The organism is Enterobacter sp. UPMP2060 (assembly GCF_053709655.1).
In genome coordinates, this window is the sequence record NZ_JBSKJQ010000001.1 from 731,469 (window position 1) to 744,560 (window position 13,092).

Here is a 13,092-nt window from a genome sequence, read left to right on the forward strand (position 1 = left end):
CGAGGTGGTTCCCGCCTCGCTGGTTTTTCAGCTTTCTGGCGTCCTGCCAGTGAATAAGGAATCTCAGCATGAAGCGCGCGTCTCTCATAACTCTATTACTCCTCAGTTCGCTCGGCGCACTTAATTCGGCCCGCGCGATGGACTATCCGTTGCCGCCCGCAGGCAGTCGCCTGATTGGGCAAAATCAAACCTACACGATACAGGAAGGGGATAATAAGCTGCAGACCATCGCCCGCCGGTTTAATACCGCGGCGCAGGTGATTCTGGAAACGAACAATACCATTGCGCCAGTCAACCCGGCGCCGGGAACCGTCATTACCATCCCGTCGCAGATGCTGCTGCCGGACACGCCGCGCGAGGGGATTGTGGTGAACCTCGCTGAGCTGCGGCTCTACTACTTCCCGCCGGGAGAAAATATCGTTCAGGTCTTCCCGCTCGGCATCGGACAGCTGGGGCTGGAAACACCGGTCACGACCACGCGCGTAAGCCAGAAAATCCCGAATCCCACCTGGACGCCCACGCCGGGCATCAGAGCACGCTCTCTTGAGCAGGGAATCAAATTACCGCCGGTGGTACCTGCCGGGCCAAATAACCCGCTGGGACGCTTCGCACTGCGTTTAGGCGTGGGCAACGGGGAATATCTCATCCACGGCACCAGCGCGCCGGACAGCGTTGGTCTGCGCGTCAGCTCCGGCTGTATGCGGATGAACGCCCCGGACATTAAAGCCCTGTTTGAACAGGTGCGGGTTGGCACGCGGGTACAGATTATCAATGAACCCGTGAAGTTCTCCGTGGAGCCGGATGGTAAGCGCTATATTGAAGTCCACCGCCCGCTGGCGCAGGCTGAGGGAGAAAACCCGCAGGTCTCGCCCATTACCCACTCCGCCGACTTTGCGACCTTTGTTTCTCAGGCGGGAAGCGATAAGGCGCTGATCGAGAAAGCCCTGTCACGCCGCGCCGGGATCCCGGTTATCGTGTCGTCAGGGAGCGGCCCGTCGGCCAGCAATAGCGTGTTGTCGGTGTAGAACAGTCGGGTGTCCGCTGCGGTAGCGGAAGATGAAGGGGAGAAGGTGACGCAGTAGCCGTTTGACGCAGGCAAAAAAAATGGCGCACAATGTGCGCCATTTTATTAACAGGTACTATTACTTACGGTATTTAGTAGCCTGGTTGTCCAGACGCTGGTTAGCGCGAGCTGCGTCGTCTTTAGCAGCCTGAACGTCGGAACGGATTGCGTTCACGTCGTTGCTCAGCTGGTCAACTTTAGCGTTCAGAGTCTGAACGTCAGAAGACAGCTGATCGATTTTAGCGTTGCTGGAGCAACCAGCCAGCAGAGTAGAACCCAGGATTACCGCGCCCAGTACCAGTTTAGTACGATTCATTATTAATACCCTCTAGATTGAGTTAATCTCCATGTAGCGTTACAAGTATTACACAAAGTTTTTTGGGTTGAGAATATTTTTTTGATGGGAATACACCTATTTTTGATCGTTCGCTCAAAGAAGCATCGAATCGGCCCTTTTTGAGCAAAAATCTATGTAAAAAAAGGCATTTATCATCGGATTCATCTTAGATAATTCGCAATTAAATAGAAAAACCCGATTTGCAATTTGAATGACTTTAGCTAATGTCAGGAATAAAAAAAGCGCCCGGAGGGCGCTTTTTATCAAAATTAATTCGTTCGGGAATTATTACAGCACGTGAACAGATGCGGTATTGGTGGTTCCGCTTGGCACCAGCGCGCCAGAAACCATGACCACAACGTCACCTTTCTGTGCCAGACCACGATCAACCAGCTCCAGAGCCACTTCTTTACCCAGACGGTAGAAATCATCCGTAGACGCGATCTCTTTCACCAGGTGAGGGATCACGCCTTTGCTCAGCACCAGCTGACGAGCCGTGGTTTCGTTGGTGGTCAGCGCCAGGATAGTCGCATCCGGGAAGTATTTACGCACCGCGCGAGCAGATTTACCGCCCTGGGTGGCAACCACGATCAGCGGTGCTTCCAGTTTCTCAGCTGTTTCTACTGCACCACGGCATACCGCTTCGGTGATGCGCAGCTTGCGGCTGTCGTTGTTGTAGTCCAGACGGCTTTTCATTACGCGGTCGGTACGTTCGCAGATGGTGGCCATGATGGACACTGCTTCCAGCGGATATTTACCTTTTGCGGATTCGCCGGACAGCATAACGGCATCAGTACCGTCGAGGATGGCGTTAGCCACGTCGCCTGCTTCTGCGCGGGTTGGGCGTGGGTTTTTGATCATGGAGTCCAGCATCTGCGTTGCGGTGATAACCACTTTACGCGCGCGAACACATTTCTCGATCATCATCTTCTGCGCGAAGATCACTTCTTCAACCGGGATTTCTACGCCCAGGTCGCCACGTGCAACCATGATGCCGTCAGACGCTTCGAGGATTTCGTCGAAGTTGTTCAGGCCTTCCTGGTTTTCAATTTTGGAGATGATCTGGATCTTCTCGCCGCCGTGCGCTTTCAGGTGCTCACGAATTTCAACTACGTCAGAACGCTTACGGATGAAGGAGGCCGCAACAAAGTCAACGCCTTGTTCGCAACCGAAGATCAGGTCCTGTTTGTCTTTTTCGGCCAGTGCTGGCAGTGCGATAGAGACGCCCGGCAGGTTAACGCCTTTGTTTTCGCCCAGGTCGCCGTTGTTCAGCACTTTACAGATAACCTTGTTGCCTTCGATGGCGGTCACTTCCATACCGATCAGACCATCGTCTACGAGCACGGTGTTACCGACGGACAGGTCGTTGGTGAATCCTTCGTAGGTCACTGCAACGATTTCGCTGTTGCCGACAACGGATTTGTCGGTGGTGAAGGTGAAGGTCTGGCCCGCTTTCAGAGAGACGTCGTTACCGCCTTCCAGTTTGATGGTGCGGATTTCTGGACCTTTGGTATCCAGCAGGATCGCAGCTTTTTTACCGGTCTTGCTCATTACGTTGCGCAAGTTCTGGATACGCTGACCGTGTTCTGCGTAATCACCGTGGGAGAAGTTCAGACGCATCACGTTCATGCCGGCGTCCAGCATTTTGGTCAGCATCTCTTCAGATTCGGTTTTCGGGCCGATAGTACAAACAATTTTCGTCTTTTTCATGACAGTCTTAGTCTTTAAGTTGGGAAGGATATGGAAATCTCGCTCCGGGGGCGCACCGCCGCGGAGTCAAACCTGTGTTGCAAAAGAGTATATGACACGCACTAAGGATAGGAGACATCAAATGAGCGTGCAGAAGAAAGTGTGCCTGAGTGACAGCCCAACGAAGGAGAGGAGAAGTTGTACGTTGTTTTTTGTATTCCAAGCGCTGAAACCATTCACCAGGGATTAGGCGCGCATTATACGCTGATTTTAAGATAAAAGGAAAATGGAAACGGTGTTTCAGAAATAATCTGTGCAGTTTCACATAATATTGTTATCAAGGCGTTAAGCCATGATGACAACTTATGGCGGCAGGTGATTGACCTGCCGCGTTTTGCTTATTTTTGCAGCGCCTGGCTGAGGTCGGCAATCAGGTCTTTCGGATCTTCAATCCCGACTGAGAGACGGATCAGCTGCGGCACAATGCCGTTTGCCAGGCGTTGCTCCAGCGGAATCGAGGCGTGCGTCATGCTGTAAGGCTGGCTCACGAGACTTTCCACACCGCCGAGGCTTTCCGCGAGGGTGAACAGCTTCAGGTTGCGAATCACCTCGGTGGCGCGTTGCGCATCGCCTTTTACCACCACGGAAATCATCCCGCCGGGCAGGGCCATCTGCGTGCGGGCAAGCTGATATTGCGGATGCGATTCCAGGCCGGGATAGAACACCTTTTCGACCAGAGGATGCTGCTCCAGCCATTGCGCAATCGCCAGCGCGTTGGTGCTGTGCTTTTCTACCCTCAAAGCAAGCGTGCGAATACCGCGCAGCGTCAGGAAGCTGCTGAATGGATCCAATACGCCGCCTACCGCGTTTTGCAGATAGCCCAGCTTATCCGCCAGTTCCCTGTTGTCCCCGACAATCGCCAGCCCGGCCACCACGTCAGAGTGGCCGTTCAGGTATTTGGTGGCGGAGTGCACCACGATATCGAAACCTGACTCCAGCGGACGGTGGATCACCGGTGACGCGAAGGTGTTATCCGCCACGCTGATGACGTTATGACGGCGGGCGATCGCCGCAATGGCCGCCAGATCCGCCAGCTTCAGCAGCGGGTTGGTTGGCGTTTCGACCCACACCATGCGGGTATCCGGGCGAATGGCGGCCTCGAGACCGGCTAAGTCGTCCGGTTTAACCCAGCTGACCTGCAGGCCGGTGCTGCGCTTGCGCACGTTTTCAATCAGGCGGTATGTCCCGCCGTAAACGTCATCAATGGCGACAATATGGCTGTCTTTATCCAGCAGTTCGAGCACCGTGGAGATGGCCGCCAGACCGGAGGCGAAGGCGTAGCCGCGCGTGCCGCCTTCCAGTTCGGCGATGGCGGTTTCCAGCGCATGGCGTGTAGGATTGCCGCTGCGGGAATATTCATAGCCGGTATGCTCGCCGGGTGACGGTTGCGCAAACGTTGAGGTGGCGTAAATCGGCGGCATGACGGCGCCGTGCTGGTCGTTGAACTCGCCGCTGTGTACGCTGAGGGTGGCCAGATTTTTCATCATTGATTCCTTTATTGCTGTAGACGGTTGCGCCAGGCGGTCAGAACGTCGCTGCGCGTAATCAGACCGAGAAAACGGTCGTTGTCATTAATCACGGCCACCAGACCGCGGTCGAAGATGGCGTTCAGGGCGCTTTCCGGGGCGTGTTTATCAAGAAACTCCACCTGACGCGTCATGGCTGCCGTCACCGGAAGCGCGAAGCGGTCGCCGTCGCCGCCGATATGCCGCAGGAGATCCCACTCGTCGATAATGCCCACCACCTTGCCGTTCTCCAGCACCGGCAGCTGGGAGATGTCATACAGGCGCATGCGTGCCAGTACGGTGGAAAGCGTGTCATCCGGGGCGGCGGTTACGGTGGCGCCTTCATCGTGGCGCAGGGCGATATAGTCGGAGAGATCGCCGGCCTGAGGGCGCGTGATGAGCCCTTGCTGACGCATCCAGTCATCGTTGAACATCTTCGAGAGATACTTATTGCCGCTGTCGCAGGCGAAGGTCACCACGCGCTTCGGCGCGGTCTGCGCCTGGCAATACTTCAGCGCGGCCGCCAGCAGCGTGCCGCTGGAGGAGCCCGCCAGAATGCCTTCCGTTTTCAGCAGATCGCGCGCGGTGGTGAAGGCCTCTCGGTCGGTGATGCGCCAGGCGCGATTCACCCCTTCAATGTGGGCCAGCGGCGGAATAAAGTCTTCGCCAATACCTTCAACCAGCCAGGAGCCCGCGTCGTTATAGCGTCCGGTTTCCACCTGGTCGGCGAGAACCGATCCGGCCGGATCTGCCAGGACAAACTCCGTGTGCGGAGAGTGCTCGGCGAACCACGCCTGCAGGCCGCCCAGCGTACCCCCTGAGCCGACGCCCACCACGATGGCGTCGATCCGCCCGTCAAGCTGCTCGTACAGTTCCGGTGCCGTGGTGGTGCGGTGCGCCAGCGGGTTGGCCTCGTTATTGAACTGGTCGATGTAAAACGCGCCGGGCAGCTCGTTGGCCAGGCGCTGGGCGTAATCCTGGTAGTAGGCAGGGTGTCCCTTGTTAACGTCGGAGCGGGTCAGCACCACCTGGGCACCCAGCGCGCGCAGGTGGAAAATCTTCTCGCGGCTCATTTTGTCCGGCACCACCAGGATCAGCGAGTAGCCTTTCTGGGCGGCAATCAGGGCCAGGCCGAGACCGGTATTCCCCGCCGTCGCCTCAATAATCGTGCCGCCCGGCTGCAGCTGGCCGGTACGCTCCGCTTCGTTAATCATCGACAGCGCAACGCGATCCTTAATAGAGCCGCCCGGATTCTGGTTTTCCAGCTTCAGGAACAGCGAGCAGGGGCCAGTATCAAGCTTGTGCAGCTGGATAAGCGGGGTACGGCCAATCAGTTCAGTGACGGAGTGGTAAATCGTCATGATGTTTTCCTTTCTGGATGTCATGACGGGATGATAGAGCGGCGAAATTTTCGCAATAAAGAACCATTCACTGCTCTTTAGAACAGAAAAGAATATAAATGCCATTTTTGGATGTCAGGACAGCAAGACGTAAAGTTGTCTGGATGTGAGGATGGCTATATCGGCATGAAATGCTGAAAAAATGACCGTTTTTAGCGGGCATCTACCAGCAGATATGCATCCGGCAGATAATCATTGCTGAAATTGATCTAAATGCTTCCCACCCTGTAAATCCGCTGTTTATTTCCAAAAGTTATAACAAATTCTTTTTTGTTCATTTGAAAGCTGATAACGCCTGTTTACTATCATTTGGACATCCATACTGCTAAACAGCCATGCGCGAAACGGATAAAGAATAAGAATGATCGTACTCAGGAATATTTCGAAGGTTTTTGACAACGGAAAGGTCGCGCTGACTGCCGTTGATAACGTCAATTTGACGATAGAGCAGGGACAGATTTACGGAATTATTGGCTACAGCGGAGCCGGGAAAAGCACGCTGATTCGTCTGCTGAACGGTCTGGAAAAACCCAGCGCCGGAAGCGTGACCATTAACGGACAGGATATCTCTGCGGCAAAGGGTGAAGCGTTGCGCCAGGCGCGCCTGAAAATCAGCATGGTATTCCAGCACTTCAACCTGCTGTGGTCGCGCACGGTGAGCGAGAATATCGCTTTCTCGATGCAAATCGCCGGTGTGCCAAAAGCCAGCATCAAGGCGCGCGTCGCCGAGCTGGTGGATCTGGTCGGCCTGAAGGGGCGCGAGAATGCGTACCCGTCCCAGCTGAGCGGCGGGCAAAAGCAGCGCGTGGGTATTGCGCGCGCTTTGGCTAACAGCCCTGACGTGCTGCTCTGCGATGAAGCCACCTCGGCGCTCGACCCGCAGACCACCGATCAGATCCTCGATCTGCTGCTGGATATTAACCGCCGCTTCAGGCTGACCATCGTGCTGATCACCCACGAGATGCACGTAGTGCGCAAAATCTGCGACCGCGTGGCGGTGATGGAGAACGGTAAAGTGGTGGAAGAGGGCGACGTGCTGAGCGTCTTTACCCATCCGCAGCAGCCGATTACGCAGCAGTTTGTCCGACAGGTGAGCCAGTACGCCGAAGAAGAAACTTTCAATACCGAACTGGCAAAGGATCTGGAAGGCACGGTCATCAGGCTGACCTTTACCGGGCACAGCACCCATAAGCCGATCGTGGGTGAACTGACCCTGCGCTACGGCCTGCCGTTTAACATCCTGCACGGGAAAATGACGCAAACCGCCCACGGGGTGTTTGGTCAGCTCTGGGTACATGTCGTGGCATCCGATGAACAACTGAACAATATCCTCGCCGACCTGCAGCACAGCGATATTGAAGGCGAGGTGATTAAACATGGCTGAGAATCTCTTTCCGCATCTCAAATGGGATCAGCTCTGGGCGGCGACGCTGGAGACGCTGTACATGACCGCGCTGTCCGGCGTGGCGACGTTTGTGCTGGGCATCGTGCTGGGGCTGGCGCTGTTTTTAACCGCGCGCGGCGGGCTGTTCCACAACCGCACGGTCTACAGCGTGATTTCGATTGTGGTGAACGTGTTCCGCTCTATTCCGTTCATCATTTTGATTGTCCTGCTGATCCCGTTCACCAAGACCGTCGTCGGCACCATTCTTGGCGCCAACGCGGCGCTGCCGGCGCTGATTGTGGGCGCCGCACCGTTCTACGCACGCCTGGTGGAGATCGCCCTGCGTGAAGTGGATAAAGGCGTCATCGAAGCAACGCGCTCGATGGGCGCACGACTGAGCACGTTAGTGTTTCGGGTTTTACTGCCGGAATCATCACCCGCACTGGTATCGGGTATTACGGTGACGCTCATTGCGCTGGTGAGCTACAGCGCAATGGCGGGGGTGATTGGCGCCGGCGGTTTGGGAAATCTGGCTTATCTGGAAGGATTCCAGCGCAACCATGGTGACGTCACGCTGGTGGCAACGGTGACCATTCTGATCATCGTTTTCATTATCCAGTTCTGCGGCGATGTCATTACTTCACTGTTAGATAAACGCTAATAAATACACACAGGAACCACATCATGAAAAAAACACTGACACTGATCGCCGCCGCAACCCTGAGCGCCCTGAGCTTCGCCTCCTGGGCCGACACCCTGACCGTGGGCGCATCCAACACGCCGCACGCCGAAATTCTGGAGCAGGCTAAGCCGATTCTGGCGAAGCAGGGTATCGACCTGGAGATTAAACCGTTCCAGGACTACATTCTGCCGAACACCGCGCTGGCGGGTCATGACATCGACGCGAACTATTTCCAGCACATTCCTTACCTGAACAGCGTGCTTAAGGATCATGCGGGCGATAAAGACTACGATTTCGTCAGTGCGGGCGCGATCCACATTGAGCCAATCGGCATCTACTCCAAAAAATACAAGTCGCTGAAAGACCTGCCGGAAGGTGGCAAGATCATCATGCGTGACGCGGTTTCTGAAGAGGGGCGTATTCTCTCCATCTTCGAGAAAGAGGGCGTGATCAAGCTGAAGCCGGGCATCGACAAAGTGACCGCGCGCATCAGCGACATCGTTGAGAACCCGAAAAAACTGAAGTTCACGCCGAACGTGGAAGCCTCTCTGCTGCCGCAGATGTACAACAACAACGAAGGCGATGCGGTGGTGATTAACGCCAACTACGCGATTGACGCCGGTCTGGATCCGGTTCACGACCCGATTGCGGTAGAGAGCGGTGAAAATAACCCGTACGCCAACATCATTACCGTGCATCGCGGTGACGAGAAGAAGAAAGATATCGTTGCGCTGGTGAACGTGCTGCACTCGAAAGAGATTCAGGACTGGATCCGCACCAAGTACAAAGGCGCGGTCATCCCAGTAAACAACTAATTTACTGATTTTACAGATGAAGCCCGGCGAGTCTCTCGCCGGGCTTCTTTTTTGTATCCGGCAGGAGAATCATTTAAGCTCAACGTTTAACAGGCAATGGAGTGATGACGATGGGTAACGTGACCAAAGATGAAGCGCTGTATCAGGAGATGTGCCGGGTGGTCGGGAAGGTGGTGCTTGAGATGCGTGATTTAGGGCAGGAGCCAAAGCATATTGTCATTGCCGGAGTCCTGCGTACCGCGCTGGCGAACCAGCGCGTTAAGCGCAGTGAACTGACAACTGAAGCGATGGAAACGGTGGTTAAAGCGCTGGCCGGGTAATGCGCCAGCGTTTCGCAAGCTGTTCGAGCGAGCAGCAGAGCAGGTAGTAGACCACGCCCGTAAAGATAAAAATGGCCGCCGGGTAGATTTGCACCCGGTTGTTGACCTGTCCCGCCACCGTGGTCAGCTCCGGTACGTTCACGATAAACGCCAGCGACGTATCCTTCAGCAGGCTGATAAAAATCCCCACCAGCGACGGCAGAATATTCCTCAGCGCCTGCGGCAGCAGCACGCGCAGGAGGGTTTGCTGCGTGCTGAAGCCCTGAGACAGTGCGGCCTCGTACTGCCCGGACGGTAGCGCGTTAAGCCCTGCCAGCACCGAGTGCATCACGGTTGCCGCGGTAAACCAGGCCAGAGCCAGCGTGACGGTCAGCGCTCCCGGCAGATCGCCTCCGGTCATAAGCGGCAGGAGATACCACATCCAGAAAATTACGAAGATGAGCGGGATACCGCGAATCAGCTCTGCCCATAAAAAGAGGACCTTTCGCACGAGCCCGGTAAAGCGCCAGGCCAGACAGGCGAGCACTATCCCTCCGGGCAGAGCGATAACGGCGGCCCCGGCAGCCATCATCAACGACAGCAATACGCCTCCCGGTTCACCCGTTGCCGCGCGTCCCCACAGCAGATAGTCGAGGTTATCGGTGATGACGTTAAGTCCGGCAATCATGTTTTTCACTCCGAGTGGCGGCGGCGCCTGGGCGTTTACGTTTCGCGTCAGGCCCGATGCGAACCAGCACCATCCCCATGACCAGGCCGGTCAGCAGATAGAGCGCGGTACCGAGGGTAAACGCCTCCAGCGCGTGCGCGTTATAGCTCTCGATCTGCCTGACCTGATAGGTCAGCTCGGCAAAGCCAATCCCGCTCGCGAGCGAGGAGAGCTTCATCAGATTAAGGTACTGGCCCACAACCGGCTGCCAGGCGTTGGCCAGCCCCTGCGGCAGAAGGATGTAACGAAACAGACGCCACGCGGAGAATCCCTGCGCGAGCGCCGCCTCCCGCTGTCCGGCAGGTACGGAACGTAAGCCCGACTCCACCTCTTCGATTAAAAACGCCGAGGTAAAGACGCCCAACCCCCAGGCAGAACATAAAAATTCGGGCGTAAACCACCAGACGTCGCCGGGCAGAATTGACCAGCTGTGATCCGCGTTCACCGCGTCGCGGAACGCCTGCGGTAGCCCGTTCCAGGCGGCAAAATACCAGAACAGCAGCTGCACCAGCAGCGGCGTATTGCGAAACAGCGACACCCAGCTGCTGACGATCGCGTTCCCGGGGCGTCCGCCGGAAAGGCGCAGGAGCATAAAGAGCAGTGCGAGCAGGCTGGCCAGCAGCATCCCGGCAAGCGTGACCCACAGGGTGGTGAGGAATCCGGAGAGTATCCACTGCAGAGGCTGTCCGGTCAGTACCCCCTGCCAGTCGAGCGCGGGCATTACAGATGCTCCTGATGCAGCGGGTTGAGCACCTTCTGCAGGAACCGCTGCGCGCGCGGATGCGACGGCTGGCTGAAAAATTGTGCCGGCGGCGCCGTTTCCAGAATTTGCCCGCCGTCGATAAAGACAATCCGGTCGGCAATTTCCCGGGCAAACTGCATCTCGTGGGTCACCACGATCATCGTGATCCCGCTGTGGGCGAGGGCTTTCATCACGTACAGCACTTCACCAATCATCTCCGGATCCAGCGCTGAGGTGGGTTCATCGAACAGAATGATTTGCGGTGAAGAGGCGAGGGCGCGGGCAATCGCGACGCGCTGCTGCTGTCCACCGGAAAGCTCTGCCGGGAAATGGTGGGCTTTTTCCAGCATCCCGACCTTCTCCAGCAAGGCCAGCGCGCGCTCCTGGGCAGGCTGCGGCTTCCAGCCGTGAACGTGCTCCAGCGCCAGGGTAATGTTCTGGCTGGCGGTGAGGTGGGCGTAAAGATTGAACTGCTGGAACACAAACCCCACGCGGCTGCGCAGCTGGCGCAGCCCGGTACCGGAGAGCTTTGCGGTAGGCTTGTTGTCGACCAGAATCTCCCCGCCGCTCAGGGTTTCAAGCTGGTTGATGAGACGAATCAGGGTGGATTTACCGGAACCCGAAGGGCCGAGGATGGCGACCACTTCACCGGGCGTGATGGTGAGGTTAATGTCGTTTAAAACCTGATGGTCACCGTAGCGTTTGTCCACATGACGAAACTCGACGCTGGCCTGTTCCAGATGTGAAAAATCCGCGGCACCGGCCGCGGAGTGTGAAAATAAACCTGAGAGCATAATTATCTGGCTTCTATTTTAAAGGCGCGAGGCTGTGGGGAAGGCGTGTTTGGGCCAAACCAGACATCGTAGATTTTTGCTGCCTGACCGTTCTTCTCGAGATTAACCAGCTCGTCGTTAACGGCCTTCAGCAGCGCCGTTTCACCTTTCTTCACCCCAACGCCAATCTCTTCTTTGCTGAGCAGATCGGGCAGGATTTTAAAGTTCGCTTTATCCGGCGCCTGCGCCAGCAGACCGGCCAGAATGGTGCTGTCCTGGGTGATGGCCTGTACGTTACCGTTGCGCAGCGCCGTCAGCGCCAGCGGAATATCGTCATACGAGAGCACGCGTGACTGCGGGAAACGCTGGTGCAGCGCCTGCTCGCCCGTCGTTCCTTTGACCGCGCCAATACGCGCCCGGCTGTAGTCATCAAGCTTGTCCGGTGATTTAGCCGGCACCAGGAACTGCTGACCGGTGACAAAGTAAGGCGTTGAGAAATCAATCACCTGCGCGCGTTCCGGAGTGATAGTAATATCCGCCACGATCAGATCGGCTTTTCCGGACTGCAGCAGCGGAATACGGTTAGCCGGATTGGTGGCAACCAGTTCAAGCTTCACGCCGAGCGATTTTGCCAGCGCTTTGGCGAAGTCCACGTCATAACCCACGATCTCGTGCGTTTTGGCATCAATAGAGCCAAACGGCGGGTTGGCGTCAAAGGTGGCCACTTTTACCACCCCTGCGGCCTTAATATCCGCCAGCTGATCGGCCTGTGCCTGCGCTGAAAGCAGGCTGCCCGCCGCCAGTAATCCCAGAACCAGTGTCCGTTTTGTAAACCCTTTCATGTTTGCTGCCATAGTCATTCGCCATCCCGTTGTTTTTGTTTTACCCCGCTACGCTCCCATAAGCGAAAGCTATCGCCAAATAAGAAATCGTTCTTTGCTATGAGCAAAAAAGCATTAGTGAACAAGGTGTTAATGAAGAGTGAAAAGAACGGGAGGCTATTTGCAGATCCTGCACATCGACAGTGGATTTTGGTATTTCCCCCGCGCGGCATTTGAGTGCTTAACTGAGATCAGACACGGCGAGAGAGGGTAAGACGATGAAAAAATGGATCAGCACGTTACGGCGGTTTTTTGCGACCCGACCAGTGAATGCGGAGAACAGCGCGCAACGTGTTCTTGAGTCAATCCTGCCTGTCGCCAGCCTGTATGGCGTCGACGTCGCCAACATTGACCCGGAGTGGTTCCATGATAAAACGTCACGCTGAACTGCGCCGCACGCGCGAAACGTACTGGAACGAGGTGTGCGTGACGTGTAACGAGTGAAATAAAAAAGCACCGGCTTCCCGGTGCTTTTTTATTAGATTTTGCAGGCGTCGCCGCAGTCGTCGTCGGCGACAATCGCCTGCGCTTTTTTGTCTGCATCGTCCAGACGTTCGGCATTACGCTCTTCGGCTTCATCCAGACCGTTAAAGACTAAATTATCGAGATCAATTTCCATGTGGCACCTGCTCTGTTCAGTTTTCGATACTGGCACAGTATAGGGCAAAAAAAGCCAGCAATGTAGCTCGCAGCACATAAGGATAATCCCTGCCATACTCAGTGCTTTATCGCTGA

At 56.0% G+C, this 13,092-nt stretch carries 16 protein-coding genes; 6 read left to right on the forward strand and 10 right to left on the reverse strand.

What is annotated here, in order from left to right; translation table 11 throughout:
- Nucleotides 1-68: 68 nt before the first annotated feature.
- Nucleotides 69-1,025: a L,D-transpeptidase LdtE gene (gene ldtE / locus ACWKXN_RS03600; RefSeq protein WP_454543315.1), complete on the forward strand. Its 957-nt coding sequence runs from the start codon at nt 69-71 to the stop codon at nt 1,023-1,025.
- 117 nt (nt 1,026-1,142) lie between these two features.
- Here ldtE and lpp read toward each other — a convergent pair whose 3' ends face one another.
- The 5 genes from lpp to ACWKXN_RS03625 all read right to left on the reverse strand — a co-directional run bounded on the left by lpp (nt 1,143) and on the right by ACWKXN_RS03625 (nt 6,015).
- A complete protein-coding gene (gene lpp / locus ACWKXN_RS03605) occupies nt 1,143-1,379 on the reverse strand; it encodes a murein lipoprotein Lpp (protein WP_010430241.1) in 237 nt (78 codons plus the stop codon).
- A 309-nt stretch (nt 1,380-1,688) separates the two neighbouring features.
- Nucleotides 1,689-3,110, reverse strand: a complete 1,422-nt coding sequence (gene pykF, locus ACWKXN_RS03610; protein ID WP_029739779.1) for a pyruvate kinase PykF — start codon at nt 3,108-3,110, stop codon at nt 1,689-1,691.
- A gap of 7 nt (nt 3,111-3,117) precedes the next feature.
- Nucleotides 3,118-3,414 (reverse strand): protein YnhH, encoded by a 297-nt coding sequence (gene ynhH / locus ACWKXN_RS03615; protein WP_418921897.1) that lies wholly within the window; start codon nt 3,412-3,414, stop codon nt 3,118-3,120.
- Nucleotides 3,415-3,487: 73 nt separating this feature from the next.
- Nucleotides 3,488-4,633, reverse strand: a complete 1,146-nt coding sequence (locus ACWKXN_RS03620) for a trans-sulfuration enzyme family protein (RefSeq protein WP_045887795.1) — start codon at nt 4,631-4,633, stop codon at nt 3,488-3,490.
- 11 nt (nt 4,634-4,644) lie between these two features.
- Nucleotides 4,645-6,015 carry a pyridoxal-phosphate dependent enzyme gene (locus ACWKXN_RS03625; protein ID WP_454543316.1) on the reverse strand — a complete coding sequence of 457 codons (1,371 nt, stop codon included), beginning with the start codon at nt 6,013-6,015 and terminating at the stop codon, nt 4,645-4,647.
- 400 nt (nt 6,016-6,415) lie between these two features.
- Between ACWKXN_RS03625 and ACWKXN_RS03630 the strand changes: the two genes are divergently transcribed.
- From ACWKXN_RS03630 to fumD, 4 genes are all read left to right on the forward strand, one after another.
- The gene (locus tag ACWKXN_RS03630) at nt 6,416-7,438 is read left to right on the forward strand and encodes a methionine ABC transporter ATP-binding protein (RefSeq protein WP_058840761.1); all 1,023 of its coding nucleotides are present in this window, start codon (nt 6,416-6,418) and stop codon (nt 7,436-7,438) included.
- Nucleotides 7,431-8,099 (forward strand): methionine ABC transporter permease, encoded by a 669-nt coding sequence (locus tag ACWKXN_RS03635; protein WP_008500617.1) that lies wholly within the window; start codon nt 7,431-7,433, stop codon nt 8,097-8,099. The genes ACWKXN_RS03630 and ACWKXN_RS03635 overlap by 8 nt, the downstream gene beginning before the upstream one ends.
- A 23-nt stretch (nt 8,100-8,122) precedes the next feature.
- Entirely contained in the window at nt 8,123-8,935 is an 813-nt protein-coding gene (locus ACWKXN_RS03640) for a MetQ/NlpA family ABC transporter substrate-binding protein (protein WP_008500616.1), read from the forward strand.
- Nucleotides 8,936-9,045: 110 nt separating this feature from the next.
- Nucleotides 9,046-9,255, forward strand: coding sequence for a fumarate hydratase FumD (gene fumD / locus ACWKXN_RS03645; protein WP_008500615.1), 210 nt, complete (start codon nt 9,046-9,048; stop codon nt 9,253-9,255).
- On the opposite strand, the gene ACWKXN_RS03650 is transcribed toward fumD, so the two are convergent.
- The 4 genes from ACWKXN_RS03650 to ACWKXN_RS03665 are packed head-to-tail and all read right to left on the reverse strand — an operon-like array spanning nt 9,236 to nt 12,330.
- Entirely contained in the window at nt 9,236-9,922 is a 687-nt protein-coding gene (locus tag ACWKXN_RS03650; protein ID WP_045401407.1) for an amino acid ABC transporter permease, read from the reverse strand. The genes fumD and ACWKXN_RS03650 overlap by 20 nt on opposite strands.
- Nucleotides 9,906-10,682, reverse strand: coding sequence for an amino acid ABC transporter permease (locus ACWKXN_RS03655; RefSeq protein ID WP_454543317.1), 777 nt, complete (start codon nt 10,680-10,682; stop codon nt 9,906-9,908). The genes ACWKXN_RS03650 and ACWKXN_RS03655 overlap by 17 nt, the downstream gene beginning before the upstream one ends.
- Nucleotides 10,682-11,497 (reverse strand): amino acid ABC transporter ATP-binding protein, encoded by an 816-nt coding sequence (locus ACWKXN_RS03660; protein WP_039262344.1) that lies wholly within the window; start codon nt 11,495-11,497, stop codon nt 10,682-10,684. Before ACWKXN_RS03660 ends, ACWKXN_RS03655 begins: the two co-directional genes overlap by 1 nt.
- A gap of 2 nt (nt 11,498-11,499) precedes the next feature.
- Nucleotides 11,500-12,330, reverse strand: coding sequence for an ABC transporter substrate-binding protein (locus ACWKXN_RS03665; protein WP_161798672.1), 831 nt, complete (start codon nt 12,328-12,330; stop codon nt 11,500-11,502).
- A gap of 245 nt (nt 12,331-12,575) precedes the next feature.
- Here ACWKXN_RS03665 and ACWKXN_RS03670 point away from each other — a divergent pair, with 245 nt between their 5' ends.
- Nucleotides 12,576-12,743 (forward strand): hypothetical protein, encoded by a 168-nt coding sequence (locus tag ACWKXN_RS03670; protein WP_014831607.1) that lies wholly within the window; start codon nt 12,576-12,578, stop codon nt 12,741-12,743.
- Between the two features lie 92 nt (nt 12,744-12,835).
- On the opposite strand, the gene ACWKXN_RS03675 is transcribed toward ACWKXN_RS03670, so the two are convergent.
- A complete protein-coding gene (locus tag ACWKXN_RS03675) occupies nt 12,836-12,976 on the reverse strand; it encodes a hypothetical protein (protein ID WP_003857665.1) in 141 nt (46 codons plus the stop codon).
- Between the last annotated feature and the right edge of the window lie 116 nt (nt 12,977-13,092).

What these genes read in the sequence shown, in the direction of transcription:
- ldtE (WP_454543315.1), top strand. Translation starts at nt 69, where the DNA reads ATGAAGCGCGCGTCTCTCATAACTCTATTACTCCTCAGTTCGCTCGGC.
- lpp (WP_010430241.1), bottom strand. Translation starts at nt 1,379, where the DNA reads ATGAATCGTACTAAACTGGTACTGGGCGCGGTAATCCTGGGTTCTACT.
- pykF (WP_029739779.1), bottom strand. Translation starts at nt 3,110, where the DNA reads ATGAAAAAGACGAAAATTGTTTGTACTATCGGCCCGAAAACCGAATCT.
- ACWKXN_RS03620 (WP_045887795.1), bottom strand. Translation starts at nt 4,633, where the DNA reads ATGAAAAATCTGGCCACCCTCAGCGTACACAGCGGCGAGTTCAACGAC.
- ACWKXN_RS03625 (WP_454543316.1), bottom strand. Translation starts at nt 6,015, where the DNA reads ATGACGATTTACCACTCCGTCACTGAACTGATTGGCCGTACCCCGCTT.
- ACWKXN_RS03630 (WP_058840761.1), top strand. Translation starts at nt 6,416, where the DNA reads ATGATCGTACTCAGGAATATTTCGAAGGTTTTTGACAACGGAAAGGTC.
- ACWKXN_RS03635 (WP_008500617.1), top strand. Translation starts at nt 7,431, where the DNA reads ATGGCTGAGAATCTCTTTCCGCATCTCAAATGGGATCAGCTCTGGGCG.
- ACWKXN_RS03640 (WP_008500616.1), top strand. Translation starts at nt 8,123, where the DNA reads ATGAAAAAAACACTGACACTGATCGCCGCCGCAACCCTGAGCGCCCTG.
- fumD (WP_008500615.1), top strand. Translation starts at nt 9,046, where the DNA reads ATGGGTAACGTGACCAAAGATGAAGCGCTGTATCAGGAGATGTGCCGG.
- ACWKXN_RS03650 (WP_045401407.1), bottom strand. Translation starts at nt 9,922, where the DNA reads ATGATTGCCGGACTTAACGTCATCACCGATAACCTCGACTATCTGCTG.
- ACWKXN_RS03655 (WP_454543317.1), bottom strand. Translation starts at nt 10,682, where the DNA reads ATGCCCGCGCTCGACTGGCAGGGGGTACTGACCGGACAGCCTCTGCAG.
- ACWKXN_RS03660 (WP_039262344.1), bottom strand. Translation starts at nt 11,497, where the DNA reads ATGCTCTCAGGTTTATTTTCACACTCCGCGGCCGGTGCCGCGGATTTT.
- ACWKXN_RS03665 (WP_161798672.1), bottom strand. Translation starts at nt 12,330, where the DNA reads ATGGCAGCAAACATGAAAGGGTTTACAAAACGGACACTGGTTCTGGGA.
- ACWKXN_RS03670 (WP_014831607.1), top strand. Translation starts at nt 12,576, where the DNA reads ATGAAAAAATGGATCAGCACGTTACGGCGGTTTTTTGCGACCCGACCA.
- ACWKXN_RS03675 (WP_003857665.1), bottom strand. Translation starts at nt 12,976, where the DNA reads ATGGAAATTGATCTCGATAATTTAGTCTTTAACGGTCTGGATGAAGCC.